A 23,467-nucleotide genomic window follows, 5' to 3' on the forward strand; every position below is an offset into this window, starting at 1 on the left:
AAACAAAAAGCAAACCATCAAAACTGATGATTTGCTGCGCTAAATATAATTAAAATTTATTGTTTTTATCCCTCGTTTAGCTCACTTATGAAAAGAACCGAGCAAACCAGTTTTTCCCTTTTTTCTTTTCTTTTTCTTTGATAATGCCCATCATATTTTCTTTTACGGCACCAACATAATCTGCATCATCATGCTGGATATGGTTAATCAGCCATTTCGACAATACTTCATGCAGCTCAGCTTCGATTGAATGACCCAGCTCAAAACGGTCCCGATAAGATTCAATTTTTTTAATAAATAAATCATGTACACGTTTGTGGGGTACACGATATTTATAACCCGCCTCTTCTTGGAGAGACTCTTCAAAAGTGAAGTGAGACTGTGTGTAATCAATAATATTTTCTAAAATCTGTTTCACGCGTTCACGGTCAGTATTGACATCAATCGCATCAATTTCATTGATATAATCGAGAATACGACGGTGTTGATCGTCAATCACATCGATACCAGTATTATATTCTGGAACCCACTTCATTATCACTCCGACCACCCAATAAAAATTAATAGATTAATTACATGAATTAATCATATCGACTATAATTAAAAATAAAAGTGAATCAAATTGGTTGGTTTTATACTATTTTCACAAAATTAAACTTAAGTATTTATTTTAAATAGGTAAATAAATTTAAAACCGACCAAAAGAATCAGTTATTATTTAATCGATTTTATTATTTTATAAGTATGCATCAAAATAAAAGCATGTTTTATTTTATTATCAACATGCTTTTATATTCTAATCATTTTAAAATAAATTAATATTGATCTGCTTTAGTAACGCGTTTTAAAGACGGATCTTTGGCTTCTCGGACTAAACGTTCCACATGGGTCATTTGGTGACGGATCGCTTTGCCATATTGAAATAAAATCATTTCCCCTGGTGCAAAGGCTGTCCACGCTTCATTTTGAGTCAACGGTTCGGTAGTAATCACGGCCACGCGATCGTCTACAGTAGTGACTTGGCTAAAATCGACTTCAACATCAATATCGATCAGCTGCGCAGGTTTAAATGGGTACTCACGCACCAACCAATGCAGTTTGGTAATGGCATAACTAAACAGGGCCTGCCCATTTGATAAACAGAAATTGAACGTGCCATGCTCCGCAATCCGTGGAGAAATATCCGTTAATAAATCAAAAACTTGATCTAGACTTGGCTCGGTATAGCCAAATTTATTCACCAGTTGGTCCAGTAAATAGCAAAATGCACGTTCGCTGTCGGTATTACCCACTGGGGTAAAGCGTCCTGAAAGTACAGGATCAAAGTCATGCAAATCGCCATTATGGGCAAAAATCCACTGTCGTCCCCATAACTCACGGCTAAATGGGTGTGAGTTTTCTAAGTTAATTTTTCCCTGCGTCGCTTTGCGGATATGTGCAATCACATTGCGTGATTTGATTGGATAATTACGAATTAATTCAGCAATCGGCGATTCAACTGCAGATTGATTGTCAACGAATAAACGGCAGGCTTTATCCTCAAAAAAAGCAATCCCGAAACCGTCACAATGGTCTGAAGTAATCCCCGCGCGCTGTGAAAAGCCTCGAAATGAAAAGGTAATATCAGTCGGTGTTGCACAGTTCATTCCGAGCAGTTGGCACATAATCTTGATCTTATTTAAACATATTTATTTATGATGGTTTTATTGTGCATGAGTCCTGACTGGCTTGCAATTCACAATGCTTGATAACCCGACCACATTCACGCATAAAACCATTTTTATAAAACGTATAGGCCTAAAAAAAGCCTCCGAGGAGGCTTTTCAAAATATTTAGTGTTTATTACTGCGATTGGTAATTAGTGTACCGACACCATGATCGGTGAAAATCTCCAACAGCGTTGCATGTGGCACACGGCCATCCACAATATGTGCACTCACCACACCACCTTTCACCGCATCTAGAGCACAACCCACTTTCGGAATCATACCGCCGTAAATCACACCCGTTTCAATGAGACGGTCAACTTCTTGAGTGGTTAGACCAGTGAGCAGGTTTTTATTTTCATCTAAAACACCTGAAATATTGGTCAACAAAATCAGCTTTTCAGCACCTAAGGCTTCAGCCACTTTTCCAGCCACCAAATCCGCGTTGATGTTGTAGGTATTGCCCTCTTCATCCACACCTAAAGGTGCAATCACAGGAATAAAATCACCACTGGTAAACATTTCCAATACATCAGTTTTAACACTGGTCACTTCGCCCACTAGGCCTAGATCAATTTTTTGTACCGTGCCATCTTCCGCAGTTTTTTCCATCAGTAACTTTTGTGCACGCAGTAAATTACCATCTTTACCCGTTAAACCAATGGCACGACCACCATGTTGATTAATCAAGTTCACGATAGATTTATTCACACTACCGCCCAACACCATTTCAACCACTTCCATGGTCGCTGGATCGGTCACTCGCATGCCATCAATACGGTCAGACTCACGCCCCAACTGCTTTAAAAACGAGTCCACTTGTGGACCGCCACCATGCACCACGATTGGGTTTAAACCGACGGTTTTTAACAAAACGATGTCACGTGCAAACGAGCTCTCAAGCTCAGGATCGGTCATTGCATTGCCACCATATTTCACTACTAGCGTTTTTCCAGCAAAACGTTGAATGTACGGCAAAGCTTCAGTCAGGACTTGTGCTTTGTCGAGGCCAGTATGTTGATGTGGCATGTGCCTCTCCTTAATGGGCGTCTAATAGGTCTTGTGCAATCTGCGGATAATCTGCCGTCAGCATGTGCACAAAGTTATGGCGAATTTGATGGAGCCGCTGATCACTGTCCGCGTCGAAACGCACAGTAAAATACTCGCCCGTATTCGATGCTCGAATAATGCCAAATCCATCCTCAAAATCAAGTCTTACGCCATCAATTTTACTCATTTCCGCTTGAAAGTGCTGACTTTGTTTTTCCACATTCGCTAAAACCAGCGCGGGTGAAATCTGATGGGTGCTGATATAAATATCTTCTGTACTGGCACGCTCTGGGTAGTCTGCCAGTGCTTCCGACAAAGTGCATTGCTTCAAGCTTAAGTATTCCAACACACGTAGTGCGGCATATAAACCATCGTCATAACCAAAACCACGACCATCATTAAACACATAATGCCCTGCATATTCACCGCCAAAAACCGCATGTCCTTTAGATTGCGCCAAATATTTCCGCAAAAAAGAACTGCCTGTACGAATCATTTTTGGAATACCCTGATGGGCCAGTACTGTATTTCGAACCATGGTGGAACATTTCACATCAAAAACCACTTCATGTTCTGGATGATCGGCCAAACACATGTGCGCAAACAAGGACAATAAACGGTCTGCTGAAATGATTACGCCCATTTCATCAATCAATACAACACGATCACCATCACCATCAAAGGCAATACCGATATCAGCATGCTGCTGTTGCACGGCGTTTCGTAGCAGATATAGATGTTTGGCTTGAGAGGGATCGGGGGCATGTTCAGGAAATTCACCATTGGCCTCACAGCGTAAAGCATGTACCTCACAGCCGAGTTCCTTTAAGACCAAGACGGCGCAGCGTCCCGCCGAACCGTATAAACCATCCACCACAACTTTATAGGGTCGCGGTTGAGGCATGAGCTGTATATCATTGAGCAATGCCGCCTGATAAGCCAGACAATATTCAGGCACGATCTGATGTGGCAACGTTTGCCAGTTCATCTCTGCATGGCTGTCAAAATATTCATTTGCATCGCGTGCCACCTGCTGGATTGCCTCAGGTAAAGGAGGCTCACCCTGCATAATCCATTTGATCCCATTATCCGACTTCGGATTGTGGCTGGCTGTCACCATAATGCCGTTGCCATCAAACTGACGTGCCGTGTAATACAACACAGGACTAGCACAACATCCGATGATTTGCGCATCTAAGCCCTGTTTAAGACATTCTTTGTAAATAATTTCTGCAAAAGCAGGACTGCTTTGTCTAGCATCATAACCAATGGCTAAACGTGTCTGCCCAGTCTTTAAATATTGAGTTGCGAGCGCTTGTGCAATGGCACGAATCAGCTCAGCACTCATAACATCCAATTTGCCACGGATGTCATAGGCACGAAATATATGTGCAGGAAATTTTGGCTGAAAATCCATAGGTCTAACTTCTAATTTATTCAGATCAACAGCTCTTTCAGCTGTCCTTGTTGTTATGCTTAACGCTGGGTTTAATTTTACTAAGGATTCAAAAAAGAGTTGTAACTTTTTATGAACTAAAAATGATCATTCAGCATTAAAACAACAAAGCCTCTTTTATGGAGAGGCTTTGTTGTTTTACTTTATCACTGAGAGATTAGTTTTGACCAGTATGTCCGAAACCACCTGCACCACGTTCTGTTGCTTCAAATTCATTCACAATATCGAACTGGGCTTGAATCACAGGTACAAGTACATACTGTGCAAGACGTTCACCCGGTTCTAAACTGAAAGCTGTTTGGCTACGGTTCCAAACTGACACCATCAATTCACCTTGATAGTCCGAATCAATTAATCCCACCAAGTTACCTAAAACAATGCCGTGCTTATGACCTAGGCCTGAACGCGGTAAAATTAAACCTGCAAAGTGTGGATCTTCAATATAAATAGATAAACCCGTTTTGACCAAAACAGTTTGTCCCGGTTCAATGACGGTCGCAGCATCAACACATGCACGAAGGTCTAAGCCTGCTGAACCCGTTGTCGCATAGGTTGGCATTGGCCATTCATTGCCTAAACGTGAATCCAACACTTTAACCTGAACTTTCATTCTCTTTTTCCTAGTACAATAAATTTCTAAAACAAAAAAATATTTAGCGCTTAATCAACGCACGTAAATTGTCCAAATAGTGTTGCGCTTGTAATTTCGGATCGACATTGCCCGCCAGTTTCTTTTTACGCCCCAACCATTCCAACTCATCTTGCGGCAACTCATCCAAGAAGCGACTTGGTGTCATTTGCTTCATTTGACCGCCCGCCTTACGTTGTTCTGCAAGCGTGATGGTTAAACCCTGACGCGCACGGGTGATGCCCACGTACATCAGGCGACGCTCTTCCTCAACCGTATCTGCAGCAATCGAGTTTTTGTGCGGCAGTAACTCTTCCTCAAGACCAATCAGATAGACATATGGAAACTCTAGACCTTTAGATGCATGCAGCGTCAACAAGTTTACTTTGTCAGTGTCTTCTTCTTCTTGCTGCTGCTCTAACATATCTAGCAACACCATTTTACGAATTACACTTTCAATGTTTTTCTCATCAACATCTTCAGCACGGTTAATCAAACTTTGAATACTGCTATACAGCACTTCAATATTATCTAGCTTGGTTTTTTCTTGCGCAGGCGTCGCCGCAGACTCTTTGACATAGTCGATATAACCCGCTTCAACCATCATCTTGCGAATAATCGGTACAGGTTCATCATCCTCAAGCAACTCACGGGTAAAGGTGGTAATGAAGTCTGCAAACTCCGCCAACTGCGTGGTGGCTTTTTTAGGAATTACCATAGTGAGACGCTGATCACCCGCTGCTGAAAGCAAAGACAAATGATTTTCTTGTGCAAACAGCCCCAGCTTTTCTAAAGTCACAGGCCCAATAGCACGTTTAGGTGTATTGATGATCCGTAAAAATGCACTGTCATCTTCAGGGTTAATAATGACGCGCAAATAGCTCATCACATCTTTGATTTCAGCCCGTCCGAAGAACGACTGACCACCCGATAATTTATACGGAATCTGCATTTGACGCAGTTGTGTTTCCAGTGCACGTGCTTGGAAATTACCTCGATACAAAATGGCGTAATCTTTCCAATTTTTACCATTCATCAGTTTATGCGTAATTAAATCTTTCACTACGCGCTCTGACTCATCGTCATCATTGCGACACGTAATCACTCGAATTACTTCACCATGACCTTTATCTGACCACAGTTTTTTATCAAAAATATGCGGGTTGTTACCAATCACAGTATTGGCCGCTTTTAAAATACGACTGGTCGAACGATAGTTCTGTTCGAGCTTAATTACTTTTAAATTGTGAAAATCTTCATTGAGCAAAGCCATGTTTTCAGGCTTGGCACCACGCCATGCGTAGATCGATTGGTCATCATCCCCCACCGCAGTGAACTGTCCCATCACCCCAACCAGCAATTTCACTAAAATATACTGTGCGGTGTTGGTGTCTTGATACTCATCGACCAATAAATAGCGAATACGGTTTTGCCAGCGCTCACGTACTTCAGCATTTTCTTGTAAAAGACGCGTCGGCATCACAATCAGATCATCAAAATCGACCGCATTATAGGCACGTAAATTACGCTCATACAGTTGATACAAGTGCGCAAACTGAACATCTTCTGCGGTTTCACAGGTGGTGTGTGCTTGCTCAGGTGGAATCAGATCGTTTTTCCAATCTGAAATCATCTTCATGGCTTTGGCAATCAGTTCTTTACTTTCCGCACCCGATAAATTGTCACGGTGCATCAAGTCCATCAAAATACGCTTACAGTCGTCTGCATCTAAAATAGAAAAATTATTTTTTAATGGCGTGTGTTTCAGCTCTAAACGCAACATGTTTAGGCCAAAGGTGTGGAAGGTCGAGACTGAAAGCCCTTTTGCCTCTTCACGTGACAGCAGCTTGGTGACACGTTCTTTCATTTCACGTGCTGCTTTGTTGGTAAACGTCATCGCGGTAATACGATAAGCAGGAATGCCGCAGTGTTTCACCAAGTAGGCAATCTTACGGGTAATCACCGAAGTTTTACCTGAACCAGCCCCTGCAAGTACTAACAAGGGTCCTTGAGTGTATTTCATGGCTTCAAGTTGCTTGTCGTTTAATTGACTTGCCAGTGACATAGTCTTTCCTCTATTTCATTCCGAGCTCGATTATAGTCATCTCCGCTACAGATGCATAATGCAAATTCATATTTTAACAGTCATAAAAAAACCACCCGAAGGTGGTTTTTCAGTCTTCAATAAAAATTATTGAATTGCGTAGATGCTGATTTCTACACGACGGTTTTGCTCACGGCCTTCAGCAGTCGCGTTAGACGCGATTGGGTTTGCTGAACCTTGACCTTGTGCATTAATACGTGTTGTAGAAACACCTTGAGATGCCAAGTAGCTTGCTACAGATTGCGCACGCGCTTGAGACAGAGGAATGTTGATTGAATCATTACCTGTACTGTCTGTATAACCTGTTACAAGAATACCGCTCTTGTTATCTTCAGTTAAGGTTTGCGCAACTTTGTTTAAAGTTGAATAGAAGTTCGGCTTGATGTTTGATTTGTTGGTATCAAAAGTAATGTTGCCCGGCATGATTAAGCCTACAGAACCATCTGGATTACGGTTAACTTCTACACCAGTACCCGCCATTTGTTGACGAAGTTTCTTCTCTTTGTTGTCAAGGTAAACACCAGTTGCACCACCGACAACTGCGCCAATCGCTGCAGCACGGTTGTTTTGACGGCTAGTATTTGCGTTCCCTTTAGAAATACCATAACCCGCAGCAGCACCAATTAAGGTTCCTAAAGCAGCTTTATCGTATTCTACACCACCAATGTTATTACCAGTGCTTTGACAACCTGTAAGAACCATTGCCCCAACGACTGCGGAAATTGCTAGTGCACGCATCGCATGCCTCCTTCTTTGTGTGTTTTGTTTATAGAACGAATATTGTCGTAAAACGATGATCTAGACCATTGATTTTTTGTTAATAATAAAGCTTTTATTTACAATATGTAATAAAAAATTTCCTTTTCAAGGCTTTCTTCGTCACAATTTCTACACAGTTAATGTTTGGTGCTTTTCTATTTGATCATCCCGTACTATATTGACCTTTAGAAAATAGAACGAGTTGCGAAACGCATTATATTTTAGGGTTTATTTTTATGTCATCACCAAACCAAAAACAACCTTTATTAAAAAAAATCACACGTGGTTTAACTGTTGGTTCAGTCATTACAGGCAGTACTTTTTTTCATGGTCCGCCAGTGCTGGCACTCGGCCTGACCAAACTGTTTAAAAAATCAAAAAAAGTGGATGAGACCAATATTCAAATCACCAACAGCTGGTTGGCTGTGAACAATTATTTAATCGATCATGTCCTACCCAACACGAAATGGGACATTTCTGTCGATGATGATCTTGAGCTAAGTATGCAGGGTCGTTACCTGATGACTTGCAACCATCAAAGTTGGGTCGACACCACGGTTAACCAATATTTTGGTTTAACCCGTATGCCCCTCACCCGCTTTTTTACCAAGTGGGAACTTATTTTTATTCCATTTGTCGGCCAAGCTTTTAAAATTCTAGGCTTCCCGATGATGAAGAGGCATAGTAAAGAACAAATTGCAAAAAATCCTGCGTTGAAAACACGCGATATGGAAGAGGCACGCAAGTCTTGTGAACAACTGCTTAGCCAACCATTCACCCTGTTAAACTATTTGGAAGGCACGCGTTTTACTCCAGAAAAACATGCACAGCAGCAATCGCCTTATCAAAATTTACTTAAACCGAAAGCGGGTGGCTTAGCCTTGGCCTTAAGTATTTTAGGTAATAACATTGATGCCTTGGTAGATATGACCATTGTCTATCCCGACGGCGCACCTGGCTATAGCGAATTTTGGCTCGGAGAAGTCCCACGGATTGCGGTTAATTTGCGTAAGCTTGATATTCCTGCATGGGTACTCGCTGGAAACTATGAAGACGATGCAGACTTTCGTGAACAATTCCAACAGTGGGTCGATCAACTTTGGACTGAAAAAGACCAATTGATTGAAAAAATGAAAGCCAAATACTCAACGTCCAATTTAACCCAGTAAGGGTCTATGCATGATGCAGAATAACCAAGTCAAAAAGTCTAAATATCATCAGGTTGATCCACAAAGTTTGTATTTCAAACTGTTTAGGACTTACGCAGTATTATTTATAGATTCTCTGTGGTAGCAGATGATTTTTATCGAGAATAAAGTCATCAATGAAGTCTTTGATGATTGGTCTAAATAATTTCTTCTGCCAACGATATACATTTTCAAAGATCCGCTCAAACTGGTTCTTTTGTATCTCGACGTAGGCCATCAAGGCTGAAAAAATATGATTCAAAATCAGTTTAGATCGTCTTACTTGAAACTTTTCAATATGACAAACCTGTTTAATCACTCGGTGATATTGTTCTATTTTCCAATGACTTGAATGTAATTCATGAAAACCCTCAAAGGACAATAAATCATCTTCATCTTGATGCACAATATAAAACCTCTGCTGTTCTTTTAACTGAGTCTTAAATAATTGTACAAAGCCAAAATCTTTGAGCCAGACCACTTGACCCTGATGGAAATTCGGCAATAAACGCAGTTGAAACCATTGTCCTTTTTCTGGGGAAACCTTACGGTTACAGTCGATACCAAACATAAATCGAATACCATATTTTCTTATGGTTTTTAGATTTCCAGTCGATGAATACCAACTATCACCTGTAATAAATTGAATCTTTGCACCCCAACTGAGTACTTCACTTAACATATCCATAAAGTAATCATTCTTGGTTTTACTTTCAGATTTGTCATAAATTCGGAAATTAATTGGAATATTTTGACCATTTTGATCTGTCGCATACAAGGTAATGAGATTAATACCCTTGACGGATCGGTGGTGTTTGCCTGACCAAAAATAGCTAACTAAGTCCATATGCTGACTATACGGTTTATCTAAAACAGTATCATCAATACTGACTATAAGTTTATTATTATCAATATGTTGAATTGCTTCTTGATATAGGTCGTGAGGTGTGTAGTCTTCACGCTCTAGAAAGCGATTTACACTATCATGCGAGATATTATAAGTCTCGGCAAGTTGTGTGCAGCTAATAGAGTTCGGTTCTGTCATGAGAAAGCCCATATAAATGGGTAGAGTACAAGTTGCTGTAGAAGCATGTTTAATTCGTCTGATCACAGATACTTTATAAAGTATTTTAATACTTTTTTGAATCCGTCAATGCGTAAGTCCTACTGTTTTTGATCTATGACATTTTTATGGTGTTTCTCATCATTTTTAACTTGTTTTGTTTGTGTGCTAATTTTTTTATCATGAGCAATATCGGTGGATGGTTTTTCCATGCCATTCACCTAGAAAGTGTCTTAAGCTTCTATCGTGAGCATTTGCATCCGTGGGTCATCACCACAGAAGCTTGGTTTATTCTGTTCTTGATTACTGAATTATTGGTGCGTTGGGGCATTGCCATCGTGTATCGACACCATCGTCGCTGGTTTTTCTTTCCCTTCATTCATTGGTACGAAATTTTAGCCATTATTCCTCATTTACGTTTTTTAAGATTATTTCGTGCGGGGGTGATTGCTTTTCGCCTGCATGAGTTGGGCTATAACGTGATTCCTGAGTCGGTACAAGCCAAGGCCAAATTTTACTACCGCGTGGTGATGGAAGAGCTCTCTGACCGCGTCGTGATTACTGTATTGGATGGGGTGAAGCACGAATTAAATACCAGTTCGACCCATAAAAAAATTATCCATGACCTGGTCGATCATCATCGGACTTTATTTGCACAAGCATTGGCTGAAATTTTACAAGAATCTCTCGCCACTGAACTGAAACAACGTCAATATTTTATTGCTCAAAATGTCGGCCTGATTGTGAATCGTGCGATTGAAGATACCCCTGAACTCACCCAATTACTGCGTTTAATCCCAATTGTGGGTGGAAGAATTGAGCAACAAATTCAAAGTATCGGACAACGACTCGGTGAAAACATCACACAAGGTTTACTGGAACCAATGGTGGTGGGAAATCCTGCACAGCCCAATGCCACCTATCGCTTGATAGCTGAAAAAGTCAGTGATTTAAAAATCGATAATCAGTCTTTGGAACAGTTGGTTGAGTCTGTGGTCTATGAAAGTTTGGATGCCATTCGCAAGCAAGTTAAGGTGAAACAGTGGTTAGAAGAGCTTGAAAAAGATGATCAAGCCAAAGAATAAGCATTAAGGTAAAAATATTACAAACGCAGCTAGTGCAATCCTTCATTTTGTTCTAGGATTTGCTCTATTTACAACATCACTTCTTTAGTAAAAAATAAATCTGAGAAGTCTTAAGGAAAAATTATGGCTGATATCCGGATAACTGGCAGAATGGTCAATGCGATTCGCATTACCCTTGACACCAATGATCATGATGCAATCCGACAGCAATTAAGTAAAACATTACAAAATGCATCGACTGCTGGAGCATTAGTTGTTCTGGAAAGTAGCGTTGAGCAAGAGTTAATTTCCTTGATTCAATTATTACTGGATCTGGATGTACAGCCAATGGCAGTACAAGAAGGAATTTTGGCTGAACAAGCCCGTGCCATTCAGTTCCCTGTGATTCCCGCGCAAGGTCATGGTATTAGCTCGCAACTTCAAGAAGTCAAAGCAACCAAAGAGCAAGTGGTTGAAGCCCCTGCTCCTGCTGCGACAGCTTCTACCAATACGCCAGTTGCGGTAGCACCTGTTATTCGCCATGCGACTTCATACCATGACGAAATTTTACGTACGGGTCAGTGCTTGGTGCAAAATCAAGGCGATATCATTATTACCGCAGGGATTAACAGTGGCTCGGAAGTGATTGCTTCAGGAAATATACATATTTATGGTAGTGCTCGTGGTAGAGTCATTGCCGGCGCGGGCGGAAACAGCGCTGCACGCATCTTCTGTCATGCTTTAGAAGCCGAATTGGTTTCAATTGCAGGGACCTATTGTGTTGCAGATGATATTCCAGCGCAGCATTTAAAACGCCCAACACATATTTACTTAAATGATCAACAAGAGCTTGTATTTGAAGCGCTTGAATTTTAATGTATAAATAAACACCAAAAGCCCCAAATGATAAATAAGGGGATTTAAACCATAACAGGAGTGGATTCGGTGGCGAAAATTGTTGTCGTAACATCAGGCAAAGGTGGCGTAGGCAAAACTACGACAAGCGCATCTTTTGCAACAGGTTTAGCCCTACGTGGTCACAAAACTGTTGTGATCGATTTTGACGTAGGTTTACGTAACCTTGATTTGATCATGGGTTGTGAACGCCGCGTTGTGTATGATTTTGTCAATGTATTAAATAACGAAGCTCGATTACAACAAGCGCTTATCCGCGATAAAGATATCGAGAATTTATATATTTTACCTGCGTCGCAAACCCGTGATAAAGATGCCTTAACTGATGAAGGCGTAGCACGTGTCATGGATGAGTTGTCACAAGAGTTTGACTACATTATTTGTGACTCACCTGCAGGTATCGAACGCGGTGCAATTTTAGCAATGTACCATGCCGATGAAGCGATTATTGTGACCAACCCTGAAATTTCATCTGTACGTGACTCTGACCGTATTATTGGTATGCTCGACAGCAAAACCAAAAAAGTTGAAATGAATGAAGGTCGTATTCGTAAACACTTGTGTATCACACGCTTCAACCCTGAACGTGCGGATAAACAAGAAATGTTAACCATTGACGACATTTCTAAAGATATTTTACGTGTGCCAACTTTGGGAGTGATTCCTGAGTGTAAGAGTGTTTTACAAGCATCTAACGAAGGTAAACCAGTGATTCTCTTTACTGAAGAAGCAGCAGGCCAAGCCTATGATGACCTTGTGGCACGTTTCTTAGGTGAAGAACGTCCTTACCGTCATATTACGGTGAAGCCTAAAGGCTGGTTAGCACGACTATTTGGAGCGTAGACATGGCAGGATTTTGGAGTAAGCTTTTTAGTAATGATGAAAAACCGTCTAGTGCTCAAACCGCAAAAGATCGTTTGAAAGTCATCGTAGCGTCTGAAAGCGGTTTAGGTAAACGTCTTAGCCAAGACAAAATCGACCAAATGAAGAAAGAAATCATGCAAGTGGTGAATCGCTATGTTCGCGGTGTAGATGAACAGCACATTCAAATGGCTGTCCGTTCTGAAGCGAATATTGAAATGCTTGAAATGAATATCAATTTGCCTGAAGAACGTTAATCTGATTTTTGATTAGTCAAGTAAATTGAATCAAGGCAGAATATGCGCAGACACAAGAAAGTATTTTCTTTGTCTCCCATATTTTGCCTTTTTTAATGATTAAACCAGCAAGGAGATTGCTATGGCATTATCTCAGCCAGCAACGTTCAATGAAGAATGGTCAGATGAGCGTGTATTTGCCTACTTAACTCAGCTTCCTCCTGAAGGTGTGAATGGCGACTTTCATGTGTTGTACCATGCCTTTAAACACATGCGCCCAAGTGATTATGAGCGTCTGCTCACCCAATTTAAAACGGATGGTCGCGACATTAATGCCACCAATCCAGAAGGTCAACGTATCCATGACGTAATTGCCGCTTATCCACGTCAAGCAGCACCGTTTTTAGAAGTCTTGGCTAAATTTGCCTAACTCTTCAAAAACAGCAATTTTAAAATGCCAGCTCAGTACGGTAGAACTGGCATTTTTTATGTCTGTAAAAACCACATCCAAAGTGGAAAAGTCAAACCGAAACACAAAGTTTGCAAACTAATGATTGCCGCCATGAGTTGACTATCCCCTTGAAAATATTTGGTTAGGACATAGGCTGCTGAGGCTGTTGGGAGCGAGAAGAATACCACCACAATCATGGTTTCAAATGTTGCTAAACCAAATAAAAGACAGCCTACATAGGCTAAAATAGGCACGAAGATTAAACGCCCAAAGGTATTTAGAATTAGCGCTCGGCCAGCATATTTTAACGCATTAAACTGGAGTGCTGCGCCCACACACAAGAGCCCAAGCGGAAGGCTCATCCCTGCTACTAGCTTTAAAGATTGGCTCATGCTCTCGAGCAAATGCATACCTGAAAAATTAAAAATAATCCCGACCAGACAAGCCAGAATCAGCGGATTTTTCGCAACCGACCACGCAATATTTTTATAAGACAGTCCCTGCCCTTGAGAAAAACCAAGTACGGAAAGTACATTCACCAATGGAATAACAAAGGCAATAATCATGGCAAAGACTTGCATCCCTGCAGCGCCAAAAATCAAAGCCATACTGGTCAAACCAATATAAGTATTAAAGCGAATATGACTCTGTAAATAAACGCCAAATTGCGACACAGGCGTACCATACACCGCTTTTAATACCCATAGCACCACACTCATCAGCAAGGTCACAGTAAAGACCACAGCAAGGGCTGGCAGGACTTGCCCGACATTAAAATGAACGGTGGCTAGACTACTGAACAGCAAAACAGGAAACAAAATCCAATAATTCAGTCTTTCAGCACCATGCCAAAATTCTACCGTTAAAAAGCGATACCGCTTTAATACATACCCCATGGCAATGAGTACCACCAATGGAATTAATGCATCAATAATTTGCATGACTGGATGCCTAAACTGAATGATTAAGAAAAAGCCTGCAATCCGCAGGCTTTCTTTTTAAACTAAAATTTCTCGCTTACCGTTCGCACCTTGCGCACTCACGATCCCGTTTTCTTCCATTTGGTCGACAATCCGCGCGGCACGGTTATAGCCTAAACTAAACTTACGTTGTAGCGAGGACACCGAAACCTTGCGTGTTTCCAATACAAAGGATACGCACTGGTCATAAAGTGCATCACGGTTTGGATCGCCATCGCCATCTTCAAAGCCACGAGAGCTTGGCTCTTCATCAAATGGCGTTAAGATTTCATCGACATAATTTGGTGAGCCTCGTTCACGCCACGCATCGCAGATACGGTTCACTTCATCATCGGCAATAAAGGCACCATGTACACGTTCAGGTTCAATTTTACCCGGCCCTAAGAACAACATATCACCATGACCCAGTAAGTCTTCCGCCCCACCAGCATCCAAAATCGTGCGTGAGTCAATTTTTGAGTTCACGCGTAAAGCCACACGTGTTGGAATATTGGCTTTAATCAGACCAGTAATTACATCGACCGAAGGACGCTGCGTTGCAAGTAGCAAGTGAATGCCTGCGGCACGTGACTTTTGTGCCAAACGCGTAATCATTTCTTCAGCTTTCTTACCGACCTGCATAATCATATCGGCAAACTCATCCGCCACAATCACAATCGATGGTAATGGGGTCAAACGTGGTGCGCGCTCACCAGCAACCGAATCACTGGCTTTCCAAGTCGGATCAATCAGCTCTTCGCCATTGGCAATCGCTTCTTCCACTTTACGGTTATAGTCCGCAAGCTTACGAATTTTTAGGAAAGACATCAGCTTATAGCGACGTTCCATTTCATTCACACACCAGTTCAAAGCACTGACTGCATCTTTCATGTCCGTGACCACTGGGGTAAGCAAATGTGGAATATCGTTATAGTTAGCAAGTTCTAACTGTTTCGGGTCAATCAAAATTAAACGCAACTCATTCGGCGTATATTTCAACAACATCGACAAAATCATCGAGTTCACTGCCACCGATTTACCTGAACCTGTGGTGCCTGCAACCAGCATATGCGGCGCTTTACCTAAGTCAGCAATGACAGGATTACCTGAAATATCTTTGCCCATTGCCATCGAAAGAATGCTATTCGGATCAGTAAAAGCAGGAATGGTCAACAACTCGATTAAACGTACCATTTCACGTGTGCTATTCGGCACTTCAATCCCGATATACGGTTTACCCGGAATAACTTCAACCACACGTACAGATGCCATGGACATTGAACGTGCCAGATCTCGTGAGATATTGGTCACTTTAGAGGCTTTAACGCCTGGTGCTAAATCCAACTCAAAACGAGTCACTACAGGCCCTGGCTGCGCTTCGACCACTTTGGCTTTGACATTGAACTCTTGTAGTTTAATTTCAAGCAATTCAGATAAACGCGCCAACTGTTCAGCAGTGAAATTGACTTTTTTATTGAGGTCAACTTCATCCAGTAAATCCAGTCCTGGCAGCGGTGATAAATCACGACGATGCTCTGCTACTTGCATGGACAAAGACATTGGACGGCCTGATGCATCCGTCAATGGCGCATCAAAATCGAAGTCGTCTTCTTCTTGCGGTTTTCCAGCAGTGTCCTGCCATGCTTCAATAAACGCTTCTTTGGACAAAACTTCTTTGGCTACAGCCGCTGTAGTACTTGTGCTTACGGTATTATGATGCTGAATAGGTGCTTGTACAAAAGCAGATGACTGCGCATAACTACTGCTGGTGCGTACATCTGAAGCAGCAACTTTCTGCTCCGACCAATCCTCAGCAAGGAATTCGTCTAAATCATCCAACTCATCAAGCTGTGCTTTTGCAATTCCACTCGGCGCTGCTTGTAACGCAACGGGACTTGCCGCAGCACTTAAGGTTGCAACCTCAGCCACCGCAATTGGATCTTCAACCACATGTAAATGAGATACCAGTTCAGGCGTATTGAAGGGGCTGTGAACATCCGTTGCTGTTTTGCCATTGGGTACGGCAGCAAGCAGCTCGTCAAAGATTTCATCATCATCCCAATCGACATTTTTCTTCTGTGCAGGGGCATCGTCTTGGAAATAATGAGGATCAGCAATTGGGGTTGTATGATCTTGAACCCCTGCTTGAAAATGTTGTTCTGGGCTAAATGGGCGATCTTCTTCGGCAGCACGAAGTAAAGCATCAATATCATTTTTATGACGTTGATCTTCACCTGAGTTTAATGCACGCCACACTTCCCCTGTCGCTACCACGCGCTGACTGTCTTGTTCTAATTGGTGCGCTTTTTCTATAGTCCGCTCAAGCTCTACCTCATCATCCACATCCACCTGTTGTTCTTGAACACGTTGCTCTTTGGCCACCATGTCATTAAACAAATGCTCTGCTGAATAGTCGCGCTGAGGTGCTTTAACTGATGCCTCTTGCACGGCTACTGGCGCCTCGACCAATTCCGTTGCTTCAATACCCTTTTTCGGTGCCGTTGCAATCACTTCTTTTTTGACGCTTGGCGTCGTACGATCAAAGGCAGACTCGCTTTCAGGTACGTTGCGGTAAAATAAATCTTGTAAATATGCAGGAGTTGCTTTGAGGGTCGCGAAAGTACGGTTCCATTTGATACCGAAAGCCAAGGTCAATAAGACCACGGTAAACACGACCAAAAATAAGGTTGCACCGTAAATGGTTAAAATCTGCGACAAACTTTGTCCCAGTTCATAACCAATAATGCCGCCAGAGGCATTGTCTAAAGTGTCCGCTGGAACTTTCCAAAACAAGAACAGTAAGCTGGCGGTTGCAAGCAAAATAAAGAATTGTGCAGCATAACGAAATGGGCGGTTTAAAAAACTATGCGGCCACCAGACTTGAATGGCTTCAATGAACAAAAACACAGGAATAAGTAGACTTGCCCAGCCTAAAAAACCGAACAGTAAGTCAGCAATCCACGCCCCAGCAACGCCACTGGCATTCGAGACTTGCAAGGTATCACTTGATATATGCATCCAGCCCGGATCAAATGGGGTATAGGTCACGGTAGCAAGGAACAAATAAATGCCAAACGAGACTAAAAATAATGTCATTAATAAGCGCTGTGCATAAGCACCCGACACCTCAGTCATATACTGTCCTGTAACAAATTCTTCATTAATGTTTTTGTTCGAAACCTAAAGCAAAAGTTTCACAATAAACGTCATATTATGCACCTCTTCTTTATAAAAAGATGCACTATTCTTAAATGCTTTATGTATAGCGAGCAGATGATTTTTCCACTTTTTCCCGCTCTACACCGTATATTTCTTCTATATAGCTCAAATCGATTTGATTGATCAATAATATCGACATTGAACTCACACAACTGTTATAGAGTTTCACGTATAATTCCACAAATTTCTAAATAAAAAAAGGATTCTACGTATGAACGCTCGTCACTCACGTTTGATTATTCTCGGTTCAGGCCCTGCGGGTTACAGCGCTGCGGTATATGCCGCGCGTGCTAACTTAAAGCCGACATTGATTGCGGGTATCCAACTCGGTGGTCAGCTAACGACAACGACTGAAGTTGATAACTGGCCGGGTGACCCTGAAGGCTTAACAGGTCCTGCACTGATGGAACGTATGCAAGCGCATGCTGAACGCTTTGGTACTGAAATCATCTACGATCATATCAATGAAGTCGATCTTTCTGTACGTCCATTTGTACTCAAAGGTGACATGGATGAGTTCACTTGTGATGCACTGATTATTGCCACAGGTGCGACCGCTCAGTACTTAGGTCTTGAGTCTGAAGCTGCTTTTATGGGCCAAGGCGTGAGCGCATGTGCAACCTGTGATGGTTTCTTCTATAAAAACCAAAAAGTCATGGTTGTCGGTGGCGGTAATACTGCCGTTGAAGAAGCACTATATTTGTCTAACATTGCATCGCATGTGACTTTGGTTCACCGTCGTGACTCATTACGTTCTGAAAAAATTCTTCAAGATCATTTATTTGAGAAAGAAAAAGAAGGCAAAATCAGCATCATTTGGAATCACCAAGTGGATGAAGTTTTAGGTGACAACACGGGTGTAACCGCAGTTCGCTTAAAATCAACTCAAGACGAATCTACACAAGATATTGATGTCCAAGGTTTGTTTGTTGCAATTGGCCACAAACCAAACAGCGCAATGTTTGATGGTCAATTGAACTTACGTGATGGCTATATCCAAGTTCAAAGCGGTACATCTGGTAATGCCACAGCTGCTTCCGTCGCTGGTGTATTCGCAGCAGGCGACATTGCTGATAGCGTTTATCGTCAAGCGATCACTTCAGCGGGGTCTGGCTGTATGGCTGCGCTAGATGCGGAAAAGTATTTGGATGCTTTAGGCGAATAATCTAAGCCTTGAAAAAGATCGCCTTCCATAGGCGGTTTTTTTATGTATGATCTTAAAGTCATTTTTTATCATGTATACACATCACTATGCAGCAGTTACCGCCTTCTGAGTATATCTTTCCCGATCCGCTTGAAGTTGACCCCGAGGGTGAAGGCTTAATTTGTATCGGTGCAGACCTCTCCCCTTCTACCCTGTTTGAAGCCTATACCCATGGTTTATTTCCATGGTTCTCTACAGGTGAGCCCATTTGCTGGTGGTGCCCCGAGCCACGTTGCATCATCCGTCCGCAGGATTATCAGCCCAGTAAAACTCTCCTTCGGAGCATGAAAAAGCAAGATTATCGCATCACCATCAATCAAGCTTTTGAACGGGTGATCCGTGCCTGCTCACTACCACGCAGCTACGCTGATGACACGTGGATCAGTGAAGACATTATAGATGGCTACTGCGCAATGTTTGATGCAGGTTATGGCTATAGTGTTGAAGTATGGGATCAAACACGCTTGGTTGGTGGACTATATGGCATCAGCATTGGACACGGCTGTTTTGGGGAGTCCATGTTCAGTACCGAAACGGATGTCTCAAAAATGGCCTTTTATACGCTGATGTTGATTGGACGTGAAAATAAGCTGCCTTGGATCGACTGCCAATTGGTCAATGATCATCTGTTAAGCCTCGGTGCTTGTACACTTTCTCGGCAAACCTATTTAAAATCGTTACAAGATGTTGTAAATCAACCCGCTATCGATTGGAAAATGTATCAGGAGGGTGTATTTTCAAGTAAAACAATAGCGCAAAATGCGCGACTGACCGAATAAAGAATAATAGAGGGATTTATCATGAATTCGTATCACCCGAAGTCCCTACTGAATGATTTACAGTATTACATCACGCCACCGCATGACTGCAGCTATCTAGAAAAAAAGTCAGCCCGGATGGTATTTCTCGATCCAGCACATCGTATTGATGTCGTCACGCTGTCCGAACTTTCTCGGGTGGGTTTTCGCCGGAGTGGTGATTTTGTCTACCGCCCAGAGTGTCATCTGTGTCGACAGTGCTTGTCGAGCCGCGTACCTGTACGCGAATTTAAGATGAACAGCAGTCAAAAAAAAGCATGGAAACGCAATCAAGATCTGACTTTAAAAATTACCCGCACTGCGGATGCCACCAAAAAACATTATGACTTATATGAGCGTTATATCTTTAAACGCCATGCCGATGGAGACATGTTCCCACCTAGCCGCGATCAATTTGATAAATTCCTCGTGCATAGCTGTACCGAGAGCTTTTTCTTAGAGCTGTGGAAAGAAGACCAACTCATCTGTGTTTCGACCTGCGACCCTTTAGATGATGGCTTATCTGCGGTTTATACTTTTTTTGATCCCGATGAAAACAAACGCTCACTCGGCACTTTCGCCATTTTAAAACAAATCGAGCTAGCAAAAGCACGCGCTTTGCAGTTTGTGTATTTGGGCTATTGGGTACCACACTCAGAAAAAATGAACTACAAATCGCAGTATTTACCGCTAGAGTTACTGATTGATGGTCAGTGGCGCAGACTCAATCACAGCCTGAGCAGCGAGGAAGTGCAGCAACTGGGAAACTCCTTAATGACCACCCTACCTTCGGGGTGGAATAACGCCATTATTAAATAATGGCGTTATACAGAAGCTTAACTGTTCTCTCATTTAAACAACTCGGAAAAGTCATCACTACATGATTTCACCATAATAATGGCATGCTCACGACCACCATCTGGTTTAGGATAATAGTTTTTACGCAAATCAATTTGATGAAAACCGGACTTTTCATACAAGGCAATGGCCGCCTGATTGCTCTCACGGACTTCTAAGAACACTTGTATTGGGTTGTTTTTGAGTTGTGCCAGTGATGCATCTAATAGCTGGTAACCCAACCCTTTGCCTTGCTGGCTTGGATGAATGGCCATCAACAATAAATTGGCCTCATCAAGAACGGGTTGGAGGATACAAAAGCCTACGACCTGCCCTGCCTGTTCAATCACGGTACTGTGATAAGACTGCATGGACTCTTGGAACTGTTTTAGGCTCCAAGGATGGGTTTGAACTAAATTTTCAATCTGCGCAACTTGGCTTAAGTCCGCAGCTTGCATTAAACGAATCATCTTCGTTTATCTTTCTAAAATGTGGAGGTCACAGTATAAAAAATTTGTGCTAAAAACCGAACAAAAAAAAGAGTGATTTACATCGCTCAAAGAGCCAAAACTGCTTAAAAACCTAATTTTAGCTTCCACTTCTCAAGTAAAGCGTCGGTGTCGTGATGATTAGGATGAAAACCTGGTTTAAAGTACATGATCATTTCACGTGCCATCCCTGTAATAATTCCTTTCGATGGACTATATGCATAGGTATAAATATCTTTCAGCGCAGCCCTGTTCAATTGTTTATCTTGCTTTAATAACCGAAACACAAAATACGACTGCACGCAGAATAAAATGGCCATGGCTGCAACCAGTGATCCCGTTCGTAGTAGATAGGATTTGATTCCCTTTCCAAAAACTCCTTCAAATACATCATAAGCCACAGCTTTGTGCTCATTTTCTTCAATAGCATGCCATAACCACATGGTTTTCATGGTTTCATCGCTCATCAGCTCTTGAATGTGGTTATTGACCAACAACTGAGAGGCAATAGTTGCAGTAAAATGTTCCAGCGCGGTGGTTGCTGTTAAATCCACCATCTCTTGTGTAATACCCACAGGCTTGCCTAGAAAAGCAAACACTTTACGTGTGGTTTGAATTGCACGGTCGGTATAGCGGTCAAGTGTTGCAACATCGTGCCCATACTTTTGCGCAGACGCATTAAAACCTTCATGTTCTTGCGTATGCATCGCTTCTTGACCAATAAAGGCTGAAATTTCTTTTTGTAATTCGGCATTATCTTTGATTGAGGGATGCTGTCTAACGGCACGAACACTGTCGATAAAAAACATTTCACCTGCTGGAAAGAGTGCTGACAGTGCGGTCATAAAATGGGTCAGTCCAGCTGAACCATTCATCCAATATTCAGGTACGCTTTCAAACTCAAAGTTCATCCGACGTACAGGGAAACTCGCGCCCGCACGGTTTGTGATTTTTACCTTCGCATTCATATTTTTGCTCCTATGAATATCCTGAAGACATCCACTGCTTATAGTTGTTTTCGTCTTTTTATCTTACGTGATTAGGCTCCGCCCATAAGTGCAGTTAGGGTCAGCAAAATATCAGTTTAGGACAGTTTTCAGGGTGGATTGTTAGACAATTTAGTGTGCGTAAAGTTCTACGCTATTTTTAGGATGAACACTAAAGCATGCCGTATCTTGCCTAAAATAATCACTTTCGCAGTAAAAATGAATAAATAAAAAAAGCGCCCCGAAGGAGCGCTTTTTTTACACAATCAGATGATTATGCAGTTACTTTAGCAACTACACCAGCACCAACTGTACGGCCACCTTCACGGATCGCAAAACGTAGACCTGGGTCCATTGCGATTGGGTGGATTAATTCTACTGACATTTCTACGTTGTCACCAGGCATAACCATTTCAACGCCATCTTGTAATTTGATCGCGCCAGTTACGTCAGTTGTACGGAAGTAGAACTGTGGACGGTAACCGTTAAGGAATGGAGTGTGACGACCACCTTCTTCTTTAGAAAGCACGTATACTTCTGCATCGAATTTAGTGTGCGGCTTGATTGCACCTGGTTTAGCAAGTACTTGACCACGTTGTACGTCTTCACGCTTAGTACCACGTAGAAGAACACCACAGTTCTCGCCCGCACGACCTTCGTCAAGCAATTTACGGAACATTTCTACGCCAGTAACTGTAGTTACTTGAGTATCACGGATACCAACGATTTCAACTGATTCGCCTACTTTCACAATACCAGTTTCTACACGGCCAGTTACTACTGTACCACGACCAGAAATAGAGAATACGTCTTCGATTGGCATTAAGAATGCTTGGTCGATTGCACGTACTGGCTCTGGAATGTAAGTGTCAAGTGCGTCAACAAGCGCAACAACTGCTTCTTCGCCATACTGACCAGCGTCACCGTTAAGTGCAAGAAGAGCTGAACCACGGATAACTGGAGTGTCATCACCTGGGAAGTCATAAGTAGAAAGAAGTTCACGAACTTCCATTTCTACTAATTCAAGAAGTTCTTCATCATCAACAAGGTCACACTTGTTAAGGAATACAAGAATGTAAGGTACACCAACCTGACGAGAAAGAAGGATGTGTTCACGAGTCTGTGGCATTGGACCATCAGTCGCAGCACATACAAGGATCGCGCCGTCCATCTGAGCAGCACCAGTAATCATGTTTTTAACATAATCGGCGTGGCCCGGGCAGTCTACGTGTGCGTAGTGACGAGTTGGAGAATCGTATTCTACGTGTGAAGTATTAATTGTAATACCACGTGCTTTTTCTTCTGGTGCAGAGTCAATTGCAGCGTAGTCTTTCGCTTCGCCACCGAATTTCTTCGCACATACAGTTGCAATTGCAGCTGTTAAAGTTGTTTTACCATGGTCAACGTGACCGATTGTGCCCACGTTAACGTGTGGCTTATTACGTTCAAACTTAGCCTTAGCCATGAGATCTTCCTTTTTAAACTACTCATGCAGGA

General features: G+C 42.2%; 21 protein-coding genes and 1 pseudogene. 9 read left to right on the forward strand and 13 right to left on the reverse strand.

What is annotated here, in order from left to right:
• Window positions 1-85: 85 nt before the first annotated feature.
• The 7 genes from AC4CU3_RS05035 to AC4CU3_RS05065 all read right to left on the reverse strand — a co-directional run bounded on the left by AC4CU3_RS05035 (window position 86) and on the right by AC4CU3_RS05065 (window position 7,682).
• Window positions 86-541, reverse strand: a complete 456-nt coding sequence (locus AC4CU3_RS05035; protein ID WP_005400160.1) for a bacteriohemerythrin — start codon at window positions 539-541, stop codon at window positions 86-88.
• A 274-nt stretch (window positions 542-815) separates the two neighbouring features.
• Window positions 816-1,664 carry a class II glutamine amidotransferase gene (locus AC4CU3_RS05040; RefSeq protein WP_005400161.1) on the reverse strand — a complete coding sequence of 283 codons (849 nt, stop codon included), beginning with the start codon at window positions 1,662-1,664 and terminating at the stop codon, window positions 816-818.
• 168 nt (window positions 1,665-1,832) lie between these two features.
• The gene (gene argB, locus AC4CU3_RS05045; RefSeq protein WP_004984290.1) at window positions 1,833-2,735 is read right to left on the reverse strand and encodes an acetylglutamate kinase; all 903 of its coding nucleotides are present in this window, start codon (window positions 2,733-2,735) and stop codon (window positions 1,833-1,835) included.
• Window positions 2,736-2,745: 10 nt separating this feature from the next.
• A complete protein-coding gene (locus tag AC4CU3_RS05050; RefSeq protein WP_279042824.1) occupies window positions 2,746-4,173 on the reverse strand; it encodes a phosphomannomutase/phosphoglucomutase in 1,428 nt (475 codons plus the stop codon).
• A 196-nt stretch (window positions 4,174-4,369) separates the two neighbouring features.
• Window positions 4,370-4,822, reverse strand: a complete 453-nt coding sequence (dut, locus tag AC4CU3_RS05055) for a dUTP diphosphatase (RefSeq protein WP_004694889.1) — start codon at window positions 4,820-4,822, stop codon at window positions 4,370-4,372.
• Between the two features lie 43 nt (window positions 4,823-4,865).
• On the reverse strand, window positions 4,866-6,905 hold the full coding sequence (locus tag AC4CU3_RS05060) for a UvrD-helicase domain-containing protein (protein ID WP_004694892.1): 2,040 nt from the start codon (window positions 6,903-6,905) through the stop codon (window positions 4,866-4,868).
• A 126-nt stretch (window positions 6,906-7,031) separates the two neighbouring features.
• Entirely contained in the window at window positions 7,032-7,682 is a 651-nt protein-coding gene (locus AC4CU3_RS05065; RefSeq protein ID WP_005400164.1) for a YiaD family glycine zipper/OmpA-like lipoprotein, read from the reverse strand.
• A gap of 257 nt (window positions 7,683-7,939) precedes the next feature.
• On the opposite strand from AC4CU3_RS05065, the gene yihG reads away from it, so the two are divergent.
• Window positions 7,940-8,872 carry a 1-acylglycerol-3-phosphate O-acyltransferase, YihG family gene (gene yihG, locus AC4CU3_RS05070; RefSeq protein WP_005400165.1) on the forward strand — a complete coding sequence of 311 codons (933 nt, stop codon included), beginning with the start codon at window positions 7,940-7,942 and terminating at the stop codon, window positions 8,870-8,872.
• A 100-nt stretch (window positions 8,873-8,972) separates the two neighbouring features.
• Here the strand turns inward: yihG and AC4CU3_RS05075 are convergent, their stop codons facing one another.
• A complete protein-coding gene (locus AC4CU3_RS05075) occupies window positions 8,973-10,001 on the reverse strand; it encodes an IS701-like element ISAba11 family transposase (protein ID WP_081316813.1) in 1,029 nt (342 codons plus the stop codon).
• A 56-nt stretch (window positions 10,002-10,057) separates the two neighbouring features.
• Between AC4CU3_RS05075 and AC4CU3_RS05080 the strand changes: the two are divergent.
• The 5 genes and pseudogenes from AC4CU3_RS05080 to AC4CU3_RS05100 all read left to right on the forward strand — a co-directional run.
• Window positions 10,058-11,038, forward strand: a pseudogene (locus AC4CU3_RS05080) (preprotein translocase subunit SecA); the annotation flags it as partial.
• A gap of 123 nt (window positions 11,039-11,161) precedes the next feature.
• Entirely contained in the window at window positions 11,162-11,893 is a 732-nt protein-coding gene (minC, locus tag AC4CU3_RS05085; protein ID WP_005400167.1) for a septum site-determining protein MinC, read from the forward strand.
• 69 nt (window positions 11,894-11,962) lie between these two features.
• On the forward strand, window positions 11,963-12,775 hold the full coding sequence (gene minD, locus AC4CU3_RS05090) for a septum site-determining protein MinD (RefSeq protein ID WP_010326008.1): 813 nt from the start codon (window positions 11,963-11,965) through the stop codon (window positions 12,773-12,775).
• A gap of 2 nt (window positions 12,776-12,777) precedes the next feature.
• Entirely contained in the window at window positions 12,778-13,050 is a 273-nt protein-coding gene (gene minE, locus AC4CU3_RS05095) for a cell division topological specificity factor MinE (protein WP_004694905.1), read from the forward strand.
• A 121-nt stretch (window positions 13,051-13,171) separates the two neighbouring features.
• A complete protein-coding gene (locus tag AC4CU3_RS05100; protein ID WP_004694907.1) occupies window positions 13,172-13,459 on the forward strand; it encodes a PA4642 family protein in 288 nt (95 codons plus the stop codon).
• Window positions 13,460-13,515: 56 nt separating this feature from the next.
• Here the strand turns inward: AC4CU3_RS05100 and AC4CU3_RS05105 are convergent, their stop codons facing one another.
• Window positions 13,516-14,421, reverse strand: a complete 906-nt coding sequence (locus tag AC4CU3_RS05105) for an AEC family transporter (RefSeq protein ID WP_279042833.1) — start codon at window positions 14,419-14,421, stop codon at window positions 13,516-13,518.
• 57 nt (window positions 14,422-14,478) lie between these two features.
• On the reverse strand, window positions 14,479-17,574 hold the full coding sequence (locus AC4CU3_RS05110; protein ID WP_279042835.1) for a DNA translocase FtsK: 3,096 nt from the start codon (window positions 17,572-17,574) through the stop codon (window positions 14,479-14,481).
• Between the two features lie 295 nt (window positions 17,575-17,869).
• Here AC4CU3_RS05110 and trxB point away from each other — a divergent pair, with 295 nt between their 5' ends.
• The 3 genes from trxB to AC4CU3_RS05125 all read left to right on the forward strand — a co-directional run bounded on the left by trxB (window position 17,870) and on the right by AC4CU3_RS05125 (window position 20,478).
• Window positions 17,870-18,823 (forward strand): thioredoxin-disulfide reductase, encoded by a 954-nt coding sequence (gene trxB, locus AC4CU3_RS05115; protein WP_279042837.1) that lies wholly within the window; start codon window positions 17,870-17,872, stop codon window positions 18,821-18,823.
• Between the two features lie 86 nt (window positions 18,824-18,909).
• A complete protein-coding gene (aat, locus tag AC4CU3_RS05120) occupies window positions 18,910-19,641 on the forward strand; it encodes a leucyl/phenylalanyl-tRNA--protein transferase (RefSeq protein ID WP_062034249.1) in 732 nt (243 codons plus the stop codon).
• Between the two features lie 21 nt (window positions 19,642-19,662).
• Window positions 19,663-20,478, forward strand: coding sequence for an arginyltransferase (locus AC4CU3_RS05125; protein WP_004694916.1), 816 nt, complete (start codon window positions 19,663-19,665; stop codon window positions 20,476-20,478).
• 29 nt (window positions 20,479-20,507) lie between these two features.
• Here AC4CU3_RS05125 and rimI read toward each other — a convergent pair whose 3' ends face one another.
• The 3 genes from rimI to tuf all read right to left on the reverse strand — a co-directional run bounded on the left by rimI (window position 20,508) and on the right by tuf (window position 23,435).
• Complete coding sequence (gene rimI / locus AC4CU3_RS05130) at window positions 20,508-20,966, reverse strand: ribosomal protein S18-alanine N-acetyltransferase (protein ID WP_279042840.1); 459 nt, start codon at window positions 20,964-20,966, stop codon at window positions 20,508-20,510.
• Window positions 20,967-21,070: 104 nt separating this feature from the next.
• Window positions 21,071-21,952 carry a metal-dependent hydrolase gene (locus AC4CU3_RS05135; protein WP_087014336.1) on the reverse strand — a complete coding sequence of 294 codons (882 nt, stop codon included), beginning with the start codon at window positions 21,950-21,952 and terminating at the stop codon, window positions 21,071-21,073.
• A 292-nt stretch (window positions 21,953-22,244) separates the two neighbouring features.
• Complete coding sequence (gene tuf, locus AC4CU3_RS05140; RefSeq protein ID WP_004692776.1) at window positions 22,245-23,435, reverse strand: elongation factor Tu; 1,191 nt, start codon at window positions 23,433-23,435, stop codon at window positions 22,245-22,247.
• Between the last annotated feature and the right edge of the window lie 32 nt (window positions 23,436-23,467).

The sequence above is a fragment of the Acinetobacter sp. 802_lipA genome, assembly GCF_058242885.1.